At 41.6% G+C, this 16440-nt stretch carries 15 protein-coding genes and 1 other RNA gene; 12 read left to right on the top strand and 4 right to left on the bottom strand.

The annotated features are described in order from the left end of the window. Positions 1–16 precede the first annotated feature (16 nt). The gene (locus ODU55_RS04080; protein WP_004195223.1) at positions 17–220 is read left to right on the top strand and encodes a cold-shock protein; all 204 of its coding nucleotides are present in this window, start codon (positions 17–19) and stop codon (positions 218–220) included. Positions 221–261: 41 nt separating this feature from the next. Here the strand turns inward: ODU55_RS04080 and rsmG are convergent, their stop codons facing one another. Genes rsmG through recU form a run of 3 tightly spaced genes read right to left on the bottom strand, consistent with a single transcriptional unit; the run spans position 262 to position 3806 of the window. After that, on the bottom strand, positions 262–975 hold the full coding sequence (rsmG, locus tag ODU55_RS04075) for a 16S rRNA (guanine(527)-N(7))-methyltransferase RsmG (protein WP_004195222.1): 714 nt from the start codon (positions 973–975) through the stop codon (positions 262–264). A gap of 58 nt (positions 976–1033) precedes the next feature. Continuing rightward, positions 1034–3208 carry a penicillin-binding protein PBP1A gene (gene pbp1a, locus ODU55_RS04070; protein ID WP_398581961.1) on the bottom strand — a complete coding sequence of 725 codons (2175 nt, stop codon included), beginning with the start codon at positions 3206–3208 and terminating at the stop codon, positions 1034–1036. Then, complete coding sequence (gene recU / locus ODU55_RS04065) at positions 3189–3806, bottom strand: Holliday junction resolvase RecU (protein WP_024377451.1); 618 nt, start codon at positions 3804–3806, stop codon at positions 3189–3191. Before recU ends, pbp1a begins: the two co-directional genes overlap by 20 nt. A 65-nt stretch (positions 3807–3871) precedes the next feature. On the opposite strand from recU, the gene ODU55_RS04060 reads away from it, so the two are divergent. From ODU55_RS04060 to ODU55_RS04040, 5 genes are all read left to right on the top strand, one after another. Continuing rightward, entirely contained in the window at positions 3872–4411 is a 540-nt protein-coding gene (locus tag ODU55_RS04060) for a DUF1273 domain-containing protein (protein ID WP_029997093.1), read from the top strand. Positions 4412–4481: 70 nt separating this feature from the next. Beyond that, a complete protein-coding gene (gpsB, locus tag ODU55_RS04055) occupies positions 4482–4817 on the top strand; it encodes a cell division regulator GpsB (RefSeq protein ID WP_398581960.1) in 336 nt (111 codons plus the stop codon). Between the two features lie 143 nt (positions 4818–4960). Continuing rightward, positions 4961–5326: RNase P RNA component class B (gene rnpB, locus ODU55_RS04050), an RNA gene on the top strand. 53 nt (positions 5327–5379) lie between these two features. Beyond that, a complete protein-coding gene (locus ODU55_RS04045) occupies positions 5380–6546 on the top strand; it encodes a class I SAM-dependent RNA methyltransferase (RefSeq protein WP_398581959.1) in 1167 nt (388 codons plus the stop codon). 9 nt (positions 6547–6555) lie between these two features. Next, positions 6556–8010, top strand: coding sequence for a cell division site-positioning protein MapZ family protein (locus ODU55_RS04040; protein ID WP_398581958.1), 1455 nt, complete (start codon positions 6556–6558; stop codon positions 8008–8010). 221 nt (positions 8011–8231) lie between these two features. Here ODU55_RS04040 and ODU55_RS04035 read toward each other — a convergent pair whose 3' ends face one another. After that, positions 8232–8714 (bottom strand): S-ribosylhomocysteine lyase, encoded by a 483-nt coding sequence (locus ODU55_RS04035; RefSeq protein ID WP_398581957.1) that lies wholly within the window; start codon positions 8712–8714, stop codon positions 8232–8234. A gap of 129 nt (positions 8715–8843) precedes the next feature. Here ODU55_RS04035 and ODU55_RS04030 point away from each other — a divergent pair, with 129 nt between their 5' ends. From ODU55_RS04030 to rsmB, 6 genes are all read left to right on the top strand, one after another. Next, entirely contained in the window at positions 8844–10457 is a 1614-nt protein-coding gene (locus ODU55_RS04030; RefSeq protein WP_398581956.1) for a ribonuclease Y, read from the top strand. Positions 10458–10604: 147 nt separating this feature from the next. Further along, complete coding sequence (gmk, locus tag ODU55_RS04025; RefSeq protein ID WP_105106898.1) at positions 10605–11225, top strand: guanylate kinase; 621 nt, start codon at positions 10605–10607, stop codon at positions 11223–11225. A gap of 34 nt (positions 11226–11259) precedes the next feature. Further along, entirely contained in the window at positions 11260–11574 is a 315-nt protein-coding gene (gene rpoZ, locus ODU55_RS04020) for a DNA-directed RNA polymerase subunit omega (RefSeq protein WP_004195201.1), read from the top strand. A 78-nt stretch (positions 11575–11652) separates the two neighbouring features. Next, positions 11653–14043 carry a primosomal protein N' gene (locus ODU55_RS04015; RefSeq protein WP_398581955.1) on the top strand — a complete coding sequence of 797 codons (2391 nt, stop codon included), beginning with the start codon at positions 11653–11655 and terminating at the stop codon, positions 14041–14043. A 136-nt stretch (positions 14044–14179) separates the two neighbouring features. Then, positions 14180–15118 (top strand): methionyl-tRNA formyltransferase, encoded by a 939-nt coding sequence (gene fmt, locus ODU55_RS04010; protein ID WP_398581954.1) that lies wholly within the window; start codon positions 14180–14182, stop codon positions 15116–15118. After that, positions 15105–16418, top strand: a complete 1314-nt coding sequence (rsmB, locus tag ODU55_RS04005) for a 16S rRNA (cytosine(967)-C(5))-methyltransferase RsmB (RefSeq protein WP_398581953.1) — start codon at positions 15105–15107, stop codon at positions 16416–16418. The genes fmt and rsmB overlap by 14 nt, the downstream gene beginning before the upstream one ends. The last annotated feature ends 22 nt before the right edge of the window (positions 16419–16440 follow it).

The raw sequence follows: 16440 nt of genomic DNA, 5'->3' as shown, positions 1-16440 counted from the left end.
AAAAGAGGTAACACAAATGGTACAAGGTACAGTTAAATGGTTTAATGCAGAAAAGGGATTTGGTTTTATTGCTCAAGAAAACGGTCCAGATGTATTTGCACACTTTTCTGAAATTCAGTCTAATGGTTTTAAATCTTTGGAAGATGGTCAAAAAGTGACATTTGAAGTGGAACAAGGCCAACGTGGTCTTCAAGCAACCAATATTACAAAAATTGGATAATAAAAGAGCGGGTTTCTTAGTGAAACTCGCTTTTCTTATGTTTAAAGGGGTCTTTTATTTGGCATACCAGCTTTGCGTGGAAACTTATTTGGAGTTTCCTTTTTCTTTTCGACGATGGTCAATGTTCGAGGGTCGCCATTTGGAAGAGTATAGTCGTGGTTTTCGATGACTTTTGCGAAGAGGAGATTGAGTGCATTTTTTGCCTGGGTCAATTCATCTTCTGCGCTGGACGCCTTGAGTGCGATTAATTTTCCGTTGAGCTTCAAATAAGGGATAGTCAATTCAGAAAGAATCTGCATGCGGGCAACTGCGCGTGCCGTGACAAGGTCAAATTGTGCACGAAAGTTCTTATCTTGTGCAAAGTCTTCTGCACGACCATGATAGAAATGAACACCTTCGAGCTCTAGTTCTTCGGCAAGCAAATGTAAAAAGTTAATTCGTTTATTAAGAGAATCAATGATGGTAACATCTAGTTGCGGAAAGATAATCTTCATAGGTAGGCTAGGAAATCCAGCTCCAGCTCCAATATCTAAAAGCCGAAGAGGTTCGTTCTGAATATGACCTTGCAGGATTGGAGCGATAGAATCGTAGAAATGCTTCAGATAGACTTCGCTTTCTTCAGTAATAGCTGTCAGATTGATTTTCTCATTCCATTCCACCAGTAGTTGGAAATAGCGATGAAATTGGTGTTTTTGTTGGTCAGTTAATTGAATACCTTGGTCTGCCAAGGTTTTATAAAATACTTCAGGTTTCATAATCTTATCTTATCATAATTTAAGCAAAAGAAAAACCCAGAAGAGTCTGGGAATTTTCTTATTGACCATCTGTCTGTCCCGTCGCAGGATTGTTTCCTGTTGTTGCAGTTTCAGTTGAAGAAGTTGCAGTCTCGGTTGAAGTTCCAGATGATGTTTCGCTTGATGTTGTCGTCGCTTCGGTTGTTTCACTAGTTTCAGTCGAACTAGAAGAACTTGTACTAGAGCTAGTGTACGTGTTATAAGCATTGGAGAGTGAGCGACTACCTCTGAGATAGTAGTTGGAACCGTAACGTACGAGTCCGCTTGGCATCTCCCAATCGGTAGCAGTATAGTCCGAATGCATAAAGAGCATCATATTGTGGTAGACATCTGTTGCAATTCGCATGCTGTTATCAAGGATAGGAGTCATACGATTGGTATATCCGGTCCAAACAGCCATTGCATACTGACTAGAATATCCAACAAAGTTTTCATCAGGAACGACCATATAGCTATAATTTGCTTCTGGAATTGAAGCTAGAATAGTATCTGTTTCGCTATCGGTATAGTTTGATGTACCTGTTTTACCTGCCATAGGAACTCCACTAACAGAAGCGTTTAATCCATAACCGTAAGACATAACAGCCTTCATCATATCGGTCATCATGTAGGCTGTTTCGGCAGACATGACTTGAGTCCCTTGAGGAGCGTATTCTGTTACTGTTCCGTCACTAAAGACAATTTTATTGACATACTGCGGAGCGTAGTATGTGCCGCCATTAGCAAAAGCGGCGTAGGCAGCAGCCATCTTTTCACTACTTGCCCCATACTTACTGCTAGTATCTGATGTATTACTTGAAATAGCATTAGAGTAATGAATATCAGGGTAATCGATACCAACGCTATTCAAAAATTTCAAGGCATTTTCTAATCCTGTAGCTTCCAATGCTTTAACGGCTGTAACATTTCGGGAATACTGAATAGCAGTCTTAACAGAGATATTGCCATAGTATTGTTTATCCCAGTTATTGACAGGAGTTGTTGTACCAGGATAATTATAAGGACCGTCTAAGATTAAATCTGCTGTAGATGTATAAATGCCGTTTTCAAAAGCAGGAGCATAGTCTGTGATTGGCTTCATTGTAGAACCAAAGTCGCGGTTGGTTTCAACGGCTTGGTTGGTACCAAATGAGACGTTTGTCTCCTGTTTACGACCACCTAATTGCGCAACGACTTTACCATTAGAAACATCCACAACCGTTGAAGCTACCTGTAATAAATCATCTGGATAGCTGACATACATATCTGTATTGTAGATATTCCAAAGTTGCTGCTGGGCGGCAGGATCGACGTTCGTATAGACATCCATCCCTGTTGTCAGCAAGTTGTAACCTGTTTTTACTTCAACTTCTTCAACGACTTGTTTCAGATAGTTGTCCATATAAGCAGGATAAGCAGCTGCAGTAGATAGTGGTTGCAAACCATCTGTTACAGGTGTTAGAACAGCTTGTTCATACTTGGTATTATCAATGTACTTTTCTTCCAGCATCTCAGCCAATACCAAATCGCGACGTGCTTTTGCATCTTCTGGATTGGTATAAGGATCATATTGGTTTGGCGCTTGGGGCATTCCTGCTAAAAGAGCTAATTGAGGAAGAGTCAAATCTTTTAACTCTTTTCCATAAAAAGCAAGAGCAGCAGTCTTCATACCGTAATTACCATTTGACATATATACCTTGTTGATGTAGTAGGTCAAAATCTCTTGTTTGGTATTGCGGCGTTCCAATTGAGTAGCCAGCCAAGCCTCTTGAATTTTCCGTTTTAGATTTTGATCTTCTACGGATGTCGAGAAATAAGTCAGCTTGATAAGCTGTTGGTCAAGTGTCGAGCCACCCTGCAAACGTCCTCCGCTCAAGTTATTAATCAGGGAACCTGCAATACGAATCACGTCAACACCTCTATGATTGAAGAAGCGTTGGTCTTCGATTGCGACAATCGCATTTACCAAGTCTGTTGGAATTTCTTCAGTCTTGGCATTCGAACGTTTTTCTGCTCCTAAATCTGCAATAAGATTTCCGTTCTTATCGTAAATTTTACTTGACACAGTTGCTGTCAAAGATTCTTCTGTCAATTCTGGAGCGCTTTGGATGTAGTAAACAACCAATGCAGCTCCGGCCAGGCAGGCAATGATAGCCCCCGCCAGTAACATATTTGCAGTGATTAGAAGAGCTTTTTTAATTGTTGTAGTTTTCAAAAGATTCACCACCTAATAGATTTTTTTCAACGATTTCCAGATATGGGATGCTGGGGAAACGCCCCATTTGAATCTCAAAGCCGTATTGTCGAATAAAGGTTAGAGGCATCGATTTACTACCCATGTCTACTTGATAAAATTCGATCAAATGAGTGGCTGGCAAGAGATAGGTTTCTTTTAATGTTGAAAAGTGAAGAAGGACAAAACAAATGCCACCTTGTTTTACAACCTGTTTCATGTGTTCAATCTGATGCGCATGAAAATTTTTCATGGGCATAGATGCTTTTTGGCGTGTCTCTTTCGCTTCAAAATCAATATAATGTCTTTTAAAAACACCAGAGTAGTCTGTGGTAGATGCCTGTCGAAAGTATGCCTCGACAATCTTAGCACGGCTCCGTTTGGGGTAATCAACTTTTACAATTTGCACGGGAGTTGGCTTCTTGTGAATGACAGCAATGCCGTGCGCAAGGTAATATTGATTGCTATCGTTGATAGCGGCCTCAAAAGACATTCCGCGATTAGCAAAGTTTACTCGCTGGGATGAAATAGGACTGGTTCTATTGATTTTTTTTGACACCTTATGAGGATAATTGACCATAGAACTCCTTCTTGATAAAATAATATCAGCATATTATACCATAATTAGCGAAAAGAGTACAAGAAATGGATACTAAGAGCCTTTTGGTAACAGGTTATAGACATACAGACCTGGGAATTTTTTCAGAAAAAGATCCTCGATTGCACATTATTAAATCTGCAATTCGTAAGAATTTTATTCGTTTTTTAGAAGAGGGAGTTAGTTGGTTTATACTGACAGGTCAATTGGGTTTTGAATACTGGTCCTTAGAAGTCTTAGAAGATTTACGAGCCGAAGGGTATCAACTGAGTATTGCAACAATATTTCCATTTGAAAATCATGGCGAACAGTGGAATGAGGCTAACCAAGCAAAGTTAGCACGGTTTAAGCAGGTTGATTTTGTAAAGTATGCTTATCCACGCTATGAAAACCCAGGGCAATTTAGAGACTATAACCAGTTTTTACTGGATAATACGACAGGTTGTTATTTATTTTACGATTCTGAAAATGAAACCAATTTGAAATATTTATATCACATGGTTTTAAAGAAAGAAGGATATAATAGAAAAACGCTTACCTTTGAAGAATTGAATGAGGAGGCTGAAAATTTTTCAAATTCTGAGTGATTTGACTTGATTTTTCCCTATTTTTTTTAATATAATAGTAGTAGTGACGTTTTAGATTAGGGAGAGAGAGATGGCAAGTATTAAATTTACGACAAAAGATATTTTCGAGCAAGATTTTAAAATTGGTTTTCGTGGCTATGATCAAGATGAAGTGAACGATTTTCTTGATGATATTATGAAAGACTATGATGCTTATGAAGCGATTATCAAGGAATTAAAAGGCGAAATTGCTAGATTGAAAGCGCAGGCAGCAAATTCTCCCAAAACAACTCTTCCTACTGAAGAATCGAACGACGTATTGCGTACAGAACGTTCATCTTCAGCGACAAACTTTGATATTCTCCGCCGTCTGAACCGTCTGGAGAAAGAAGTATTTGGAAAACAAATCGTTCAGGGTCAAGAATAGAATAGAAAATTGTACACCTAAACTGACACTTTATTCGCAGTAATTTTCTTGTGCACAAATACATTCTGTATTTGTGTCAGAGATATTCCTTGATTTAAAGTGGCTTGCTTTGTAGATACAACTTCTAAGATAATTAAGGTGCAATTTTTGGATAATCGCGTGGTAGTTTTCTACCATGAGGAAAGTCCATGCTAGCACTGGCTGAGATGCCAGTAGTGTTTGTGCTAGGCGAATCAATAAGCCTAGGGACGCCCTTGGGCGTTACGGCGGTTAAAATGGCTAAGTCTTTTGATATGCCAGAGTAGATCTGAAAGTGCCACAGTGACGAAGTTTTTATGGAAACGTAAAAAATGGAACGCGGTAAACCCCTCAAGCTAGCAACCCAAACTTTGGTCGGGGCATGGGATGGATGGAAATGAACAGAAATCCTGACTGTTTAGAACAGTAGACAGATGGTTATCGAAGGTGGTAGAACCTAGTACTACCGGAACAAAACATGGCTTACAGAAAATTGCATAAAATAGGTAGCTAGCTCTGCTAGCTTTTATTGTAGAGGAAAAAAATGAAAAAACAATTTGAGTTGATTGCAACGGCAGCAGCAGGTCTGGAAGCGGTTGTGGGTCGAGAAATTCGTAATCTCGGCTATGAATGTCAAGTGGAAAATGGCCGTGTTCGATTCCAAGGAGATGTAAAATCCATTATCGAAACCAATATCTGGCTGCGTTCAGCAGATAGAATTAAAATCATTGTTGGACAATTTCCAGCAAAGACTTTTGAAGAGTTGTTCCAAGGAGTTTTTAACTTGGACTGGGAAAATTACTTGCCTCTAGGCTGCAAGTTCCCTATTTCCAAGGCCAAATGTGTCAAATCGAAATTGCATAATGAACCAAGTGTGCAGGCTATTTCTAAGAAAGCAGTTGTTAAGAAACTGCAGAAACACTTCTCTCGTCCCGAAGGGGTTCCCTTGCAAGAGATGGGGGCAGAGTTTAAAATTGAAGTGTCGATTTTGAAAGATGTGGCGACAGTCATGATTGATACGACAGGTTCTAGTTTGTTCAAACGTGGTTATCGGGTGGAAAAAGGTGGCGCACCAATCAAAGAAAATATGGCAGCTGCTATTTTGCAATTATCGAATTGGTATCCAGATAAACCGCTTATTGACCCTACTTGCGGATCGGGAACTTTCTGTATTGAGGCAGCTATGTTGGCCAAAAATATAGCCCCAGGTTTGAAGAGAAGTTTTGCATTTGAGGAATGGCCGTGGGTTGAGGATCAATTGGTGGCTGCATTACGCAAAGAAGCGCAAGCTTCTATCAAAGCAGATGTGGTATTAGATATTGCTGGATCAGATATTGATGCTCGTATGATTGAAATTGCGAAGAAGAATGCATTTGCGGCAGGAGTTGAGCAGGATATTGTTTTCAAGCAAATGCGTGTGCAAGACTTGCGTACAGATAAAATTAATGGTGTCATTATTTCTAATCCACCTTACGGAGAACGTTTGTTGGATGATGAAGCCATTGTTACCCTGTATCGAGAAATGGGGCAGACTTTTGAACCACTCAAAACATGGTCTAAATTTATTCTAACTAGTGATGAGTTGTTTGAAACCCGTTTTGGACAGCAAGCGGATAAGAAACGCAAACTGTATAATGGTACCCTAAAAGTGGATCTTTATCAATTTTTTGGTCAACGAGTGAAACGTCAAGTGCAAGAAGTGCAAGGATAGGAGGACATCGTGGGAGAAAAAAATAGTCATCATCTTCCTTTGGATGAGGAGAAAGTTTTAGATTTTGAAGTGGCGAAAGATTTAACAATCGAAGAAGCAGTCAAAAAACATAAGGAGATTGAAGCGGGTGTGACAGAAGATGATGGTCTCTTGGATCGTTATATCAAGCAACACCGCGCAGAAATTGAATCTCAAAAATTTGAAACCAAAATCAATCATCTTCCTTTAGTTGAGGTGGCTGATGTGGAAAAAAGTCAAGGACATGAAAGCGTGGAAGAGGTAGAAGCAAATGAGTCTTCTCTTAAGGAAGTTAGTGAGGAGATTGCTCCTATTGTAGAAGAACTTTCAGTAACTCCGATGGAAACCTTGGAAGAAACAGTGATTGCAAGTACTGTAGCAATGGAGGGGGTATCTCCAGTGGCAGATGATTCTAGTTTAGAATTGGAAGAAGATGAAGCCGAAGACTTGGACCATAGTGAGGGCGCAGATAGGGACCAAAAAAAGAAATTTTACTTCTGGTCAGCAGTAGGGCTTTCAATGATTGGTGTAATGGCGACGGCCCTGGTTTGGATGAATTCGGTTAACAAATCGAATACTGCGACTTCTTCCAGTTCAACAAGTACAAGCCAGACGTCATCGACAGCATCAAGTTCGACAGATGCGAATGTGACCGCTTTTGAACAGCTCTATAATAGTTTCTTTACGGATAGTAGTTTGACCAAGCTAAAAAATTCAGAATTTGGTAAATTAGCAGAACTGAAAGTGCTGTTGGAAAAATTGGATAAGAATTCGGACAGTTATACCAAAGCTAAAGAACAGTATGATCATCTTGAAAAAGCTATTGCAGCCATTCAGGCCATTAATGGTCAATTTGATAAAGAAATCGTTGTTAATGGTGAAATTGATACAACGGCGATGGTTAAATCAGGAGAATCTCTTTCTGCGACAACGACAGGGATTAGTGCGGTTGACAGTCTATTGGCATCGGTCGTGAATTTTGGTCGTTCACAACAGGAAGTCGCTTCGGCTACGGTAGCAAGTGAGGCTGCAGTCACAAGCAACCAAGGTGCTGATGAAACTGTATCTACTGGTGTACCAGCGACAACAGAAGTCGCTTCAACAACGGTTTCAGGCTCAACAACCGACTTTGGTATTGCCGTGCCAGCTGGTGTTGTCTTGCAACGTGACCGCAGTCGTGTTCCTTATAATCAAGCAATGATTGATGATGTAAACAATGAAGCATGGAATTTCAATCCAGGTATTCTTGAAAATATTGTGACTATTTCGCAACAACGTGGGTATATAACAGGCAATCAATATATCTTGGAAAAAGTTAATATTATCAACGGCAATGGCTACTACAATATGTTTAAACCAGATGGGACCTACTTGTTCTCTATAAATTGTAAGACAGGCTACTTTGTCGGCAATGGTGCTGGCCATTCTGATGCCTTGGATTATTGAACAAAAAAGTGGTTTATCCGCTTCGGATTGAAGAAAAAGTCCATTTTGGACAATTTTCTTCAATCTTTTTTTCTTTATGTTGAAAATAAAAAAACTCTCAGAAACACCGAAATATCAATGTTTCTAAGAGTTTAATGACTTGCTATCTTTCGTAAACTTCTTTAATGTTTTATATTTTTAGGAGTTTGTCTACGTTCTGAGCGGTTTAGCCGCTTTTTGTGTTAGATTGTTTTTCTTTCAAAGGCATCGGTAGAGATTCCCTGAGAAAGGATTAGTTTGGCCCATTCTTTAGCTGAATGTAGGCTGTGGTCTTTGTAGTTACCACAGGATTCAATGGTTGTCCCAGGGACATCTTCCCAAGTAATGCCATCAGCAATTTCTTCCAAGCTAGCCTTGATGACTTGAGCAATTTCAGCAGGGTCTTGTTTGCCCCACATGATCATATGGAAACCAGTTCGACAGCCAAATGGTGAGCAGTCAATCAGGCCATCAATACGCTGACGGATGAGTTTTGCCAAGAGGTGTTCAATGGTATGAAGACCGGCAGTATCCATGGCATTTTCGTTGGGTTGGATAAGGCGAATATCAAAGTTTGTAATAATGTCTCCTTTTGGTCCGACTTCTTCAGAAATTAAGCGGATGTAAGGTGCTTTCACAATAGTGTGGTCTAGTTCGAAGCTTTCGACAGTGACTTCTTTTTTCATGGTTTCCTCCAAATAAGTGATGAATTTATTATACCATATTTGACAATTTGGAATTGTGAAATCGGTTCAATTATGATAAAATAGATACAGATTTTGTGAAAATCGAATTATAAAAAAAGAGGTAGAAATATGGATATCATTACAGTAGTAGTGACACTTGTTTCTGCTCTCATTGGTTTAGTATTAGGTTACTTTGCCATTTCTTTGAAGATGAAATCTGCAAAAGAAACTGCAGAATTGACACTTTTAAACGCAGAACAAGAAGCTAGTAATGTTCGTGGTCGAGCAGAAGAGCAAGCTGAGGTTATTCTAAAAACAGCTGAGCGCGATCGCCAGACCTTGAAAAAAGAATTACTCTTGGAAGCTAAGGAAGAAGCTCGTAAGTACCGAGAAGAAATTGCAGAAGAATTTAAGTCAGAACGTCAAGAGTTGAAGCAAATCGAATCACGCTTGACAGAGCGGGCGACCAGCTTGGACCGCAAAGACGACAATTTGACCAACAAGGAAAAGACTTTGGAACAAAAGGAACAAAGTCTGACCGATAAAGCTAAGCACATTGATGAGCGTGAACAAGAAGTTGTAAAACTCGAAGAACAAAAAGCTTTGGAGTTAGAACGAGTGGCGGCCCTCAGTCAAGAAGAGGCGAAGGAAATCATCCTTACCGATACACGTGATAAACTGACGCATGAAATTGCGACTCGTATCAAGGAAGCAGAGCGTGAAGTAAAAGAACGTTCTGACAAGATGGCAAAGGACTTGTTAGCCCAAGCGATGCAACGTATATCAGGTGAATATGTGGCTGAGCAGACGATTACATCGGTTCATTTACCGGATGATGCGATGAAGGGACGGATTATTGGACGTGAGGGTCGAAATATTCGTACCTTTGAAAGTCTCACAGGTATCGATGTTATCATTGATGATACACCAGAAGTGGTTGTTCTATCAGGTTTTGACCCAATTCGTCGTGAAATTGCTCGCATGACCATGGAAACCCTGCTTCAAGACGGTCGTATTCATCCGGCTCGTATTGAGGAATTGGTTGAAAAACACCGTGTGGAAATGGACAATCGCATCCGTGAGTATGGTGAGGCTGCTGCCTACGAAGTTGGCGCACCAAACCTTCACCCAGATTTGATTAAGATTATGGGACGCTTGCATTTCCGTACATCCTATGGTCAGAATGTTCTTCGTCACTCGATTGAAGTTGCCAAATTAGCTGGGGTCCTCGCTGCTGAGTTGGGTGAAAATGTCAACTTGGCTCGCCGTGCAGGTTTCCTCCACGATGTTGGTAAGGCCATTGACCGTGAGGTAGATGGTAGCCACGTTGAAATTGGTACAGAATTGGCTAAGAAGTACAAAGAACATCCGATTGTGGTCAACACCATTGCCAGCCACCATGGAGATGTGGAAGCGACAAGTACTATTGCCGTTATTGTGGCAGCTGCGGATGCCTTGAGTGCGGCTCGTCCAGGTTCACGCCGTGAGTCTATGGAGGCCTACATCAAGCGTCTACAAGACTTGGAAGAAATTGCCAATAGCTTTGACGGGATTAAACAATCTTATGCTATTCAAGCAGGTCGAGAAGTGCGAATTATTGTTCATCCAAATAAAATTTCAGATGATCAAATTACTATCTTGGCCCACGATGTCCGTGAGAAAATCGAAAATAACTTGGATTATCCAGGAAATATCAAAATCACAGTTATCCGTGAAACAAGAGCAACAGATGTTGCTAAGTAAATGTAGAAGAGTCCGAAGGGCTCTTTTTCTACTGGCTCAAAGTTCGTTTAGGGTTGGGAATAGAAAATATTCTAATCGTATTTAAAAGCAGTTGAAATTCATGCTAAATTTTGTTACACTAGAATGAAAGATTTAAAAGGAGATATCATGAAAGAGCGAGGCTTACTCATTGTCTTTTCTGGCCCATCTGGTGTTGGAAAAGGAACAGTTCGAAAGGAAATTTTTGAAAGCTCTGATAATAAATTTGAATATTCTGTATCCATGACGACACGTCCACAGAGACCGGGAGAAGTTGATGGAGTTGACTATTTCTTCCGTAGTCGTGAGGAATTTGAAGATTTGATTCGCCAGGGTCAAATGTTGGAATATGCAGAGTACGTTGGAAATTACTATGGAACTCCTTTGACCTATGTCAACGAAACGCTTGATAGGGGAATTGATGTTTTCTTAGAAATTGAAGTGCAGGGTGCTCTTCAAGTGAAGAAAAAGGTTCCAGACGGTGTCTTTATCTTCTTGACACCACCAGATTTGGAAGAACTACAAGACCGCTTAGTTGGTCGAGGAACGGATAGCGAGGAAGTCATTGCCCAGCGTATCGAACGTGCCAAGGAAGAAATTGCCTTGATGCGTGAGTATGACTATGCGGTTGTCAATGATGAAGTTCCATTGGCAGCTGAACGTGTGAAACGCATTATCGAAGCGGAACATTTCCGTGTGGACCGTGTGATCGGACGCTATGATGAAATGATTCGTGATGTGAACAAGTAAGGAACTATAGATAGAAAGTAGAGAGAATCCTATTATGATGTTGAAACCATCTATTGATACCTTGTTGGATAAGGTACCATCTAAGTACTCATTGGTTATTCTTGAGGCCAAACGTGCCCATGAATTGGAAGCGGGAGCAAAACCAACTCAAGAATTTACTTCTGTAAAATCAACCCTTCGTGCCTTGGAAGAAATTGAATCTGGTAATGTGGTTATCCACCCAGATCCAGAGGCAAAACGTGAGGCAGTTCGTCGCCGTGCCGAAGAGGCGAAGCGTTTGGCGGAAGAAGAAGAGAAGAAAATCAAAGAACAAATCGCTAAAGAAAAAGAAGAAGGCGAAAAGATTTAATAAAAAACTCGGTTGGGATTACCATCCGGGTTTCTTTTCACTTACGGATTGTTAGATTTTTTACAGAAAGGAGGAAGTATGTTAGCACAGGTTATTGTAGACGTTCCTTTGATGCAGACTGATCAAGCTTATTCCTATCGCGTTCCAGCTGAGTTGGAAGAGGGGCTCATGGTTGGTGTGCGTGTCCATGTACCCTTTGGCAAGGGAAATCGGCTGATTCAAGGGATTGTAGTTGACTTGATTGATGAAGATGACGAAAATAAGGTACAAGACTTGAAAGAGCTTGCCGAGGTTTTGGACTATAGCCCCGTTCTCAATCAAGAGCAATTTTGGTTGGCGGACCAGATGAGGAAGTCTGTCTTCTCCTATAAAATTACCCTCTTAAAATCCATGCTGCCCAGCTTGCTCAATTCGACCTATGACAAATTGCTCCGTCCAGGGCTTGGCTTGGAAATGGCAGAGCAGATTAGTCTATTTGGTGATAAGGACCAGATTCGTTTTTCTGACTTGGATGTAAAAGAGCAAGGGAAAATCATGCGTCTGGCCCAGTCAGGAAAAATCTTGGTAGACTATGTGGCCAAGGATAAGAAACAAATCAAGACGGAAAAATGGTACCGTGTTTGTCTGGAGAAATTACGAGAAGCAGACATTAACAATCGAGCCAAGAAACGCCAGCAGTTAAGGGAATTTCTTCTGGAACACTCTGAAGACCAGCTCCTTTCAAACCTAAAATCGGACTATTCAGCTGATACGCTCCGCTATTTCCAAGATAATGGCTATATAGAAGTCTGGGAAGAGGAAGTGTCGCGGACTCAGGGTGTTTTTGATAAGGTGGAAAAAACGCAGGCCTTGGATTTGAATCCAGAGCAGGCGATTGCGGTTCGGGAGATTGTGGCCTCTATCGGTCAGGAAAGTCAGACATTTCTACTGCAAGGAGTGACTGGCTCTGGGAAGACGGAAGTCTATCTCCAGGTCATTGATAGGGTCTTAAAAATGGGGAAAACAGCTATTATGCTAGTACCTGAAATTTCCTTGACCCCTCAGATGACCAATCGTTTTATTTCTCGTTTTGGCCAGCAGGTCGCTATTTTGCATTCGGGCTTGTCTGACGGTGAGAAGTATGACGAGTGGCGGAAGATTGAGGCTGGGAATGCCCAAGTAGTTGTCGGGGCTCGATCAGCTATTTTTGCACCATTGACAAACTTGGGTGTTATCATCATTGATGAGGAGCATGAGGCGACCTACAAGCAGGACAGCAATCCACGCTACCATGCACGTGATGTGGCAAAGTTGCGGGCAGACTATAATCGAGCCACCTTGGTTTTGGGTTCTGCTACGCCAAGCCTTGAAACACGGGCTCGGGCTAGTAGAGGAGTTTATGGAAGATTGACTCTTAACCAGAGGGCCAATCCCTTGGCTCGTATTCCAGAAGTGGAAGTTGTGGATTTCCGTGATTATATTGGTCAGCAGGAGGCTAGTAATTTTACCCCTGTCTTGATTGAAAAGATTAGAGAAAAGCTGGCTCGTAAGGAACAGGTCGTTCTTATGTTAAACCGCCGTGGCTATTCTTCTTTTGTCATGTGTCGTGATTGTGGGAGTGTTGACCAGTGTCCCAACTGTGATATTTCCCTGACGCTCCACATGGACACAAAAACAATGAATTGCCACTACTGTGGGTTTCAAAAGGGGATTCCTCAGACCTGTCCAAACTGTCAAAGTCGTTCCATTCGTTATTATGGGACGGGTACGCAAAAGGCCTACGATGAATTGCAGGAGCTCTTGCCAGAAGCTAGAATTTTGCGTATGGATGTGGATACTACCAAGAAAAAAGGTGTTCATGAGGACTTGCTCGAACGGTTTGGTCGAGGCGAAGCGGATATTCTTCTGGGAACCCAGATGATTGCCAAGGGCTTGGATTTTCCAAATGTGACGCTGGTTGGAGTGCTCAATGCTGATACGGCTCTCAATTTGCCTGATTTCCGTTCTTCTGAGCGGACCTTCCAGTTGCTCACTCAGGTAGCCGGTCGGGCTGGTCGAGCTGATAAGGAAGGGGAAGTCCTGATTCAGACCTATAACCCCAATCATTATGCCATTGCTTTTGCCAAAGAGCAGGATTATGAAGGTTTCTATCGTTATGAGATGGGCATTCGGAAAAATCTTGGCTATCCACCTTACTATTTTACAGTTGGCTTAACCTTTTCGCACAAGTCAGAAGAATTTGTCGTGAAAAAAGCCTATGAAACTGTAGCCTTTCTCCGTCAACACTTAACAGATGCAATTCAAATCTTGGGACCGACGCCCAAGCCCATTGCCAGAACCCATAATCTCTACCACTACCAGATCATCTTGAAATACCGGCATGAAGACCGTTTGGAAGAGGTGTTGAACCAGATTTTGGATTGGACACAGGAGAGAGAAAATCAAGATTTGCGGCTGATTATTGACAATGAACCGCAGAATATGATGTGAGGTCGTGAGAGACCTTGCATTTTTTTGATTATATGGTTCAAATAAACCCTAAATTAAGGAAAAAATAAGCAAAAATGGTATAATTAAGGGATAATAGAATTTGTTAGAATCACGTAAAGGAGATGAGAAAGCAAGTATGGCCAAGTTGATTTTTATGGGAACACCAGCATTTTCAGCGACAGTCTTAAAAGGACTTTTGGCGGATGACCAGTATGAAATCCTTGCTGTTGTCACCCAGCCAGACCGAGCTGTTGGACGAAAAAAAGTCATCCAAATGACCCCTGTGAAAGAAGTAGCCTTGGAATACCAATTACCAGTCTATCAACCTGAAAAACTATCTGGAAGCCAAGAACTAGACGAGCTGATGAATTTAGGAGCAGATGGGATTGTGACGGCAGCTTTTGGGCAATTCCTACCAACCAAATTATTGAACTCAGTTGACTTTGCAGTCAATGTTCATGCTTCTCTTCTTCCTAAATACCGTGGTGGTGCCCCTATCCATTATGCCTTGATTAACGGTGATGAGCGTGCCGGCGTAACCATCATGGAAATGGTCAAGGAAATGGATGCCGGCGACATGATTTCCAGCGATAGCATTGCCATTGAAGAAAGCGATAATGTCGGCAGCTTGTTTGAAAAATTGGCAGTTGTTGGTCGGGATTTATTATTACAAACCTTGCCAGCCTATATTGCTGGGGACTTGAAACCAGTCGCTCAAAATCCAGAACAGGTAACTTTTTCACCGAACATTCGACCAGAAGAAGAGGTGCTGGATTGGAACAAATCTGCTCGCCAACTCTTCAATCACATTCGTGGTATGTATCCGTGGCCAGTTGCCCACACCTATTGGCAAGGGGAACGCTTTAAAATTCAAGAAGCTGTTGAAGTAGAAGGAACAGGTCCAGTCGGTCAAGTCATTGCTCGAAGCAAGAAAGAATTGGTCATTGCGACAGGTCAGGGAGCTCTTTCACTGAAAACGGTTCAGCCAGCAGGTAAGCCTAAAATGACCATTGCAGACTTTTTAAATGGTGCAGGTCGAGATATTGCAGTAGGAGATCAATTTGGTGGTCAATAAACATGAAACAGCAAGAAGTCTAGCCTTATCTGTATTGGAACAAGTCTTTGATCAGGGTGCTTATTCCAATATCGCACTCAATCAGGCCCTAGAATCTTCTCCTTTATCAATACAGGACAAGGGCTTGGCGACCGAGTTGGTCTATGGGACAGTCTCTCGGAAGATAACACTGGAATGGTACCTGGCCCATTTCATTGAAGACAGAGAGAAGTTGGACACTTGGGTCTACTATCTCCTCATGTTGAGCCTCTACCAGTTGGTATATTTGGACAAATTGCCCCCCCATGCAGTTGTCAATGAGGCAGTTGATATTGCCAAGCGGAAGCCTGGAACTGACAAGTTTGTCAACGCTATTTTACGCAAAATGAGCCAATCGACCTTGCCCAATCCTGCAGAAATCAAACGAAAAAATAAACGTCTATCCGTTCAGTATTCTGTGCCAGTTTGGTTGGTCCAAACTCTGATTGCAGAATATGGCGATGAACGTGCTGAGAAGATTTTACAAAGTCTTCATACCCGAAATAAAGCCAGCGTACGCGTGACAGATAGTCAACGAGTGGAGCAATTAGCAGAGGAGCTAGATGCCCAACACTCGCAGTTATCACCAGTTGGATTGGTTAAATCTCATGGACACTTTGCGGGGACAGATTATTTCAGGGAAGGGCTTATCACTATTCAAGACGAAACCAGTCAATTGGTAGCTCCGACTTTGGATATTCAAGGGGATGAAATCATCTTGGATGCCTGTGCAGCTCCGGGTGGAAAGACCTGTCATATGGCAAGCTATCTTACGGATGGAAAAGTTTATGCGTTGGATTTATATGATCATAAACTAAACCTGATTGAAGAAAACGCACTTCGTTTAGGTCTAGAAGATAAGATTGAGACCAAACGTCTGGACGCCAGTCGTGTTCATGAAACATTTGGCTCTGATACCTTTGATAAGATATTGGTAGACGCCCCTTGTTCAGGTATCGGACTCATCCGCCGTAAGCCAGATATTCGTTATAACAAGGCATCGATGGACTTTGATTCTCTAAAGACTATCCAGTTGCAGATACTGGACAGTGTTTGCCAAAGCTTGAAAATTGGTGGTATAATAACCTATAGCACATGTACGATTATTGCTAAGGAAAACCAAGAGGTCATTCAAGAATTTCTGCAAAACCATCCCAATTTTGAGCAGGTGACACTAGAACACCCTCAAACAGATATTATGGTGGATGGCTGCTTGTTGATAACCCCTGAACAGTATAAGACAGATGGATTTTTCATCGGTCAACTTAGACGAAAATCCTAGAATAAGAGGAGGAAGTTGCTTA

It is taken from the genome of Streptococcus sp. 2022WUSS037 (assembly GCF_044427225.1).
Classification (GTDB): Bacteria; Bacillota; Bacilli; order Lactobacillales; family Streptococcaceae; genus Streptococcus.
Note: the sequence above shows the minus strand (reverse complement) of the source record. Positions and strands in the feature narration are given on the sequence as shown.

Excerpts from the sequence above, each read along its gene's own strand:
- ODU55_RS04080 (WP_004195223.1), top strand. The coding sequence starts at position 17 with ATGGTACAAGGTACAGTTAAATGGTTTAATGCAGAAAAGGGATTTGGT.
- rsmG (WP_004195222.1), bottom strand. The coding sequence starts at position 975 with ATGAAACCTGAAGTATTTTATAAAACCTTGGCAGACCAAGGTATTCAA.
- recU (WP_024377451.1), bottom strand. The coding sequence starts at position 3,806 with ATGGTCAATTATCCTCATAAGGTGTCAAAAAAAATCAATAGAACCAGT.
- ODU55_RS04060 (WP_029997093.1), top strand. The coding sequence starts at position 3,872 with ATGGATACTAAGAGCCTTTTGGTAACAGGTTATAGACATACAGACCTG.
- gpsB (WP_398581960.1), top strand. The coding sequence starts at position 4,482 with ATGGCAAGTATTAAATTTACGACAAAAGATATTTTCGAGCAAGATTTT.
- ODU55_RS04045 (WP_398581959.1), top strand. The coding sequence starts at position 5,380 with ATGAAAAAACAATTTGAGTTGATTGCAACGGCAGCAGCAGGTCTGGAA.
- ODU55_RS04035 (WP_398581957.1), bottom strand. The coding sequence starts at position 8,714 with ATGAAAAAAGAAGTCACTGTCGAAAGCTTCGAACTAGACCACACTATT.
- ODU55_RS04030 (WP_398581956.1), top strand. The coding sequence starts at position 8,844 with ATGGATATCATTACAGTAGTAGTGACACTTGTTTCTGCTCTCATTGGT.
- gmk (WP_105106898.1), top strand. The coding sequence starts at position 10,605 with ATGAAAGAGCGAGGCTTACTCATTGTCTTTTCTGGCCCATCTGGTGTT.
- rpoZ (WP_004195201.1), top strand. The coding sequence starts at position 11,260 with ATGATGTTGAAACCATCTATTGATACCTTGTTGGATAAGGTACCATCT.
- ODU55_RS04015 (WP_398581955.1), top strand. The coding sequence starts at position 11,653 with ATGTTAGCACAGGTTATTGTAGACGTTCCTTTGATGCAGACTGATCAA.
- fmt (WP_398581954.1), top strand. The coding sequence starts at position 14,180 with ATGGCCAAGTTGATTTTTATGGGAACACCAGCATTTTCAGCGACAGTC.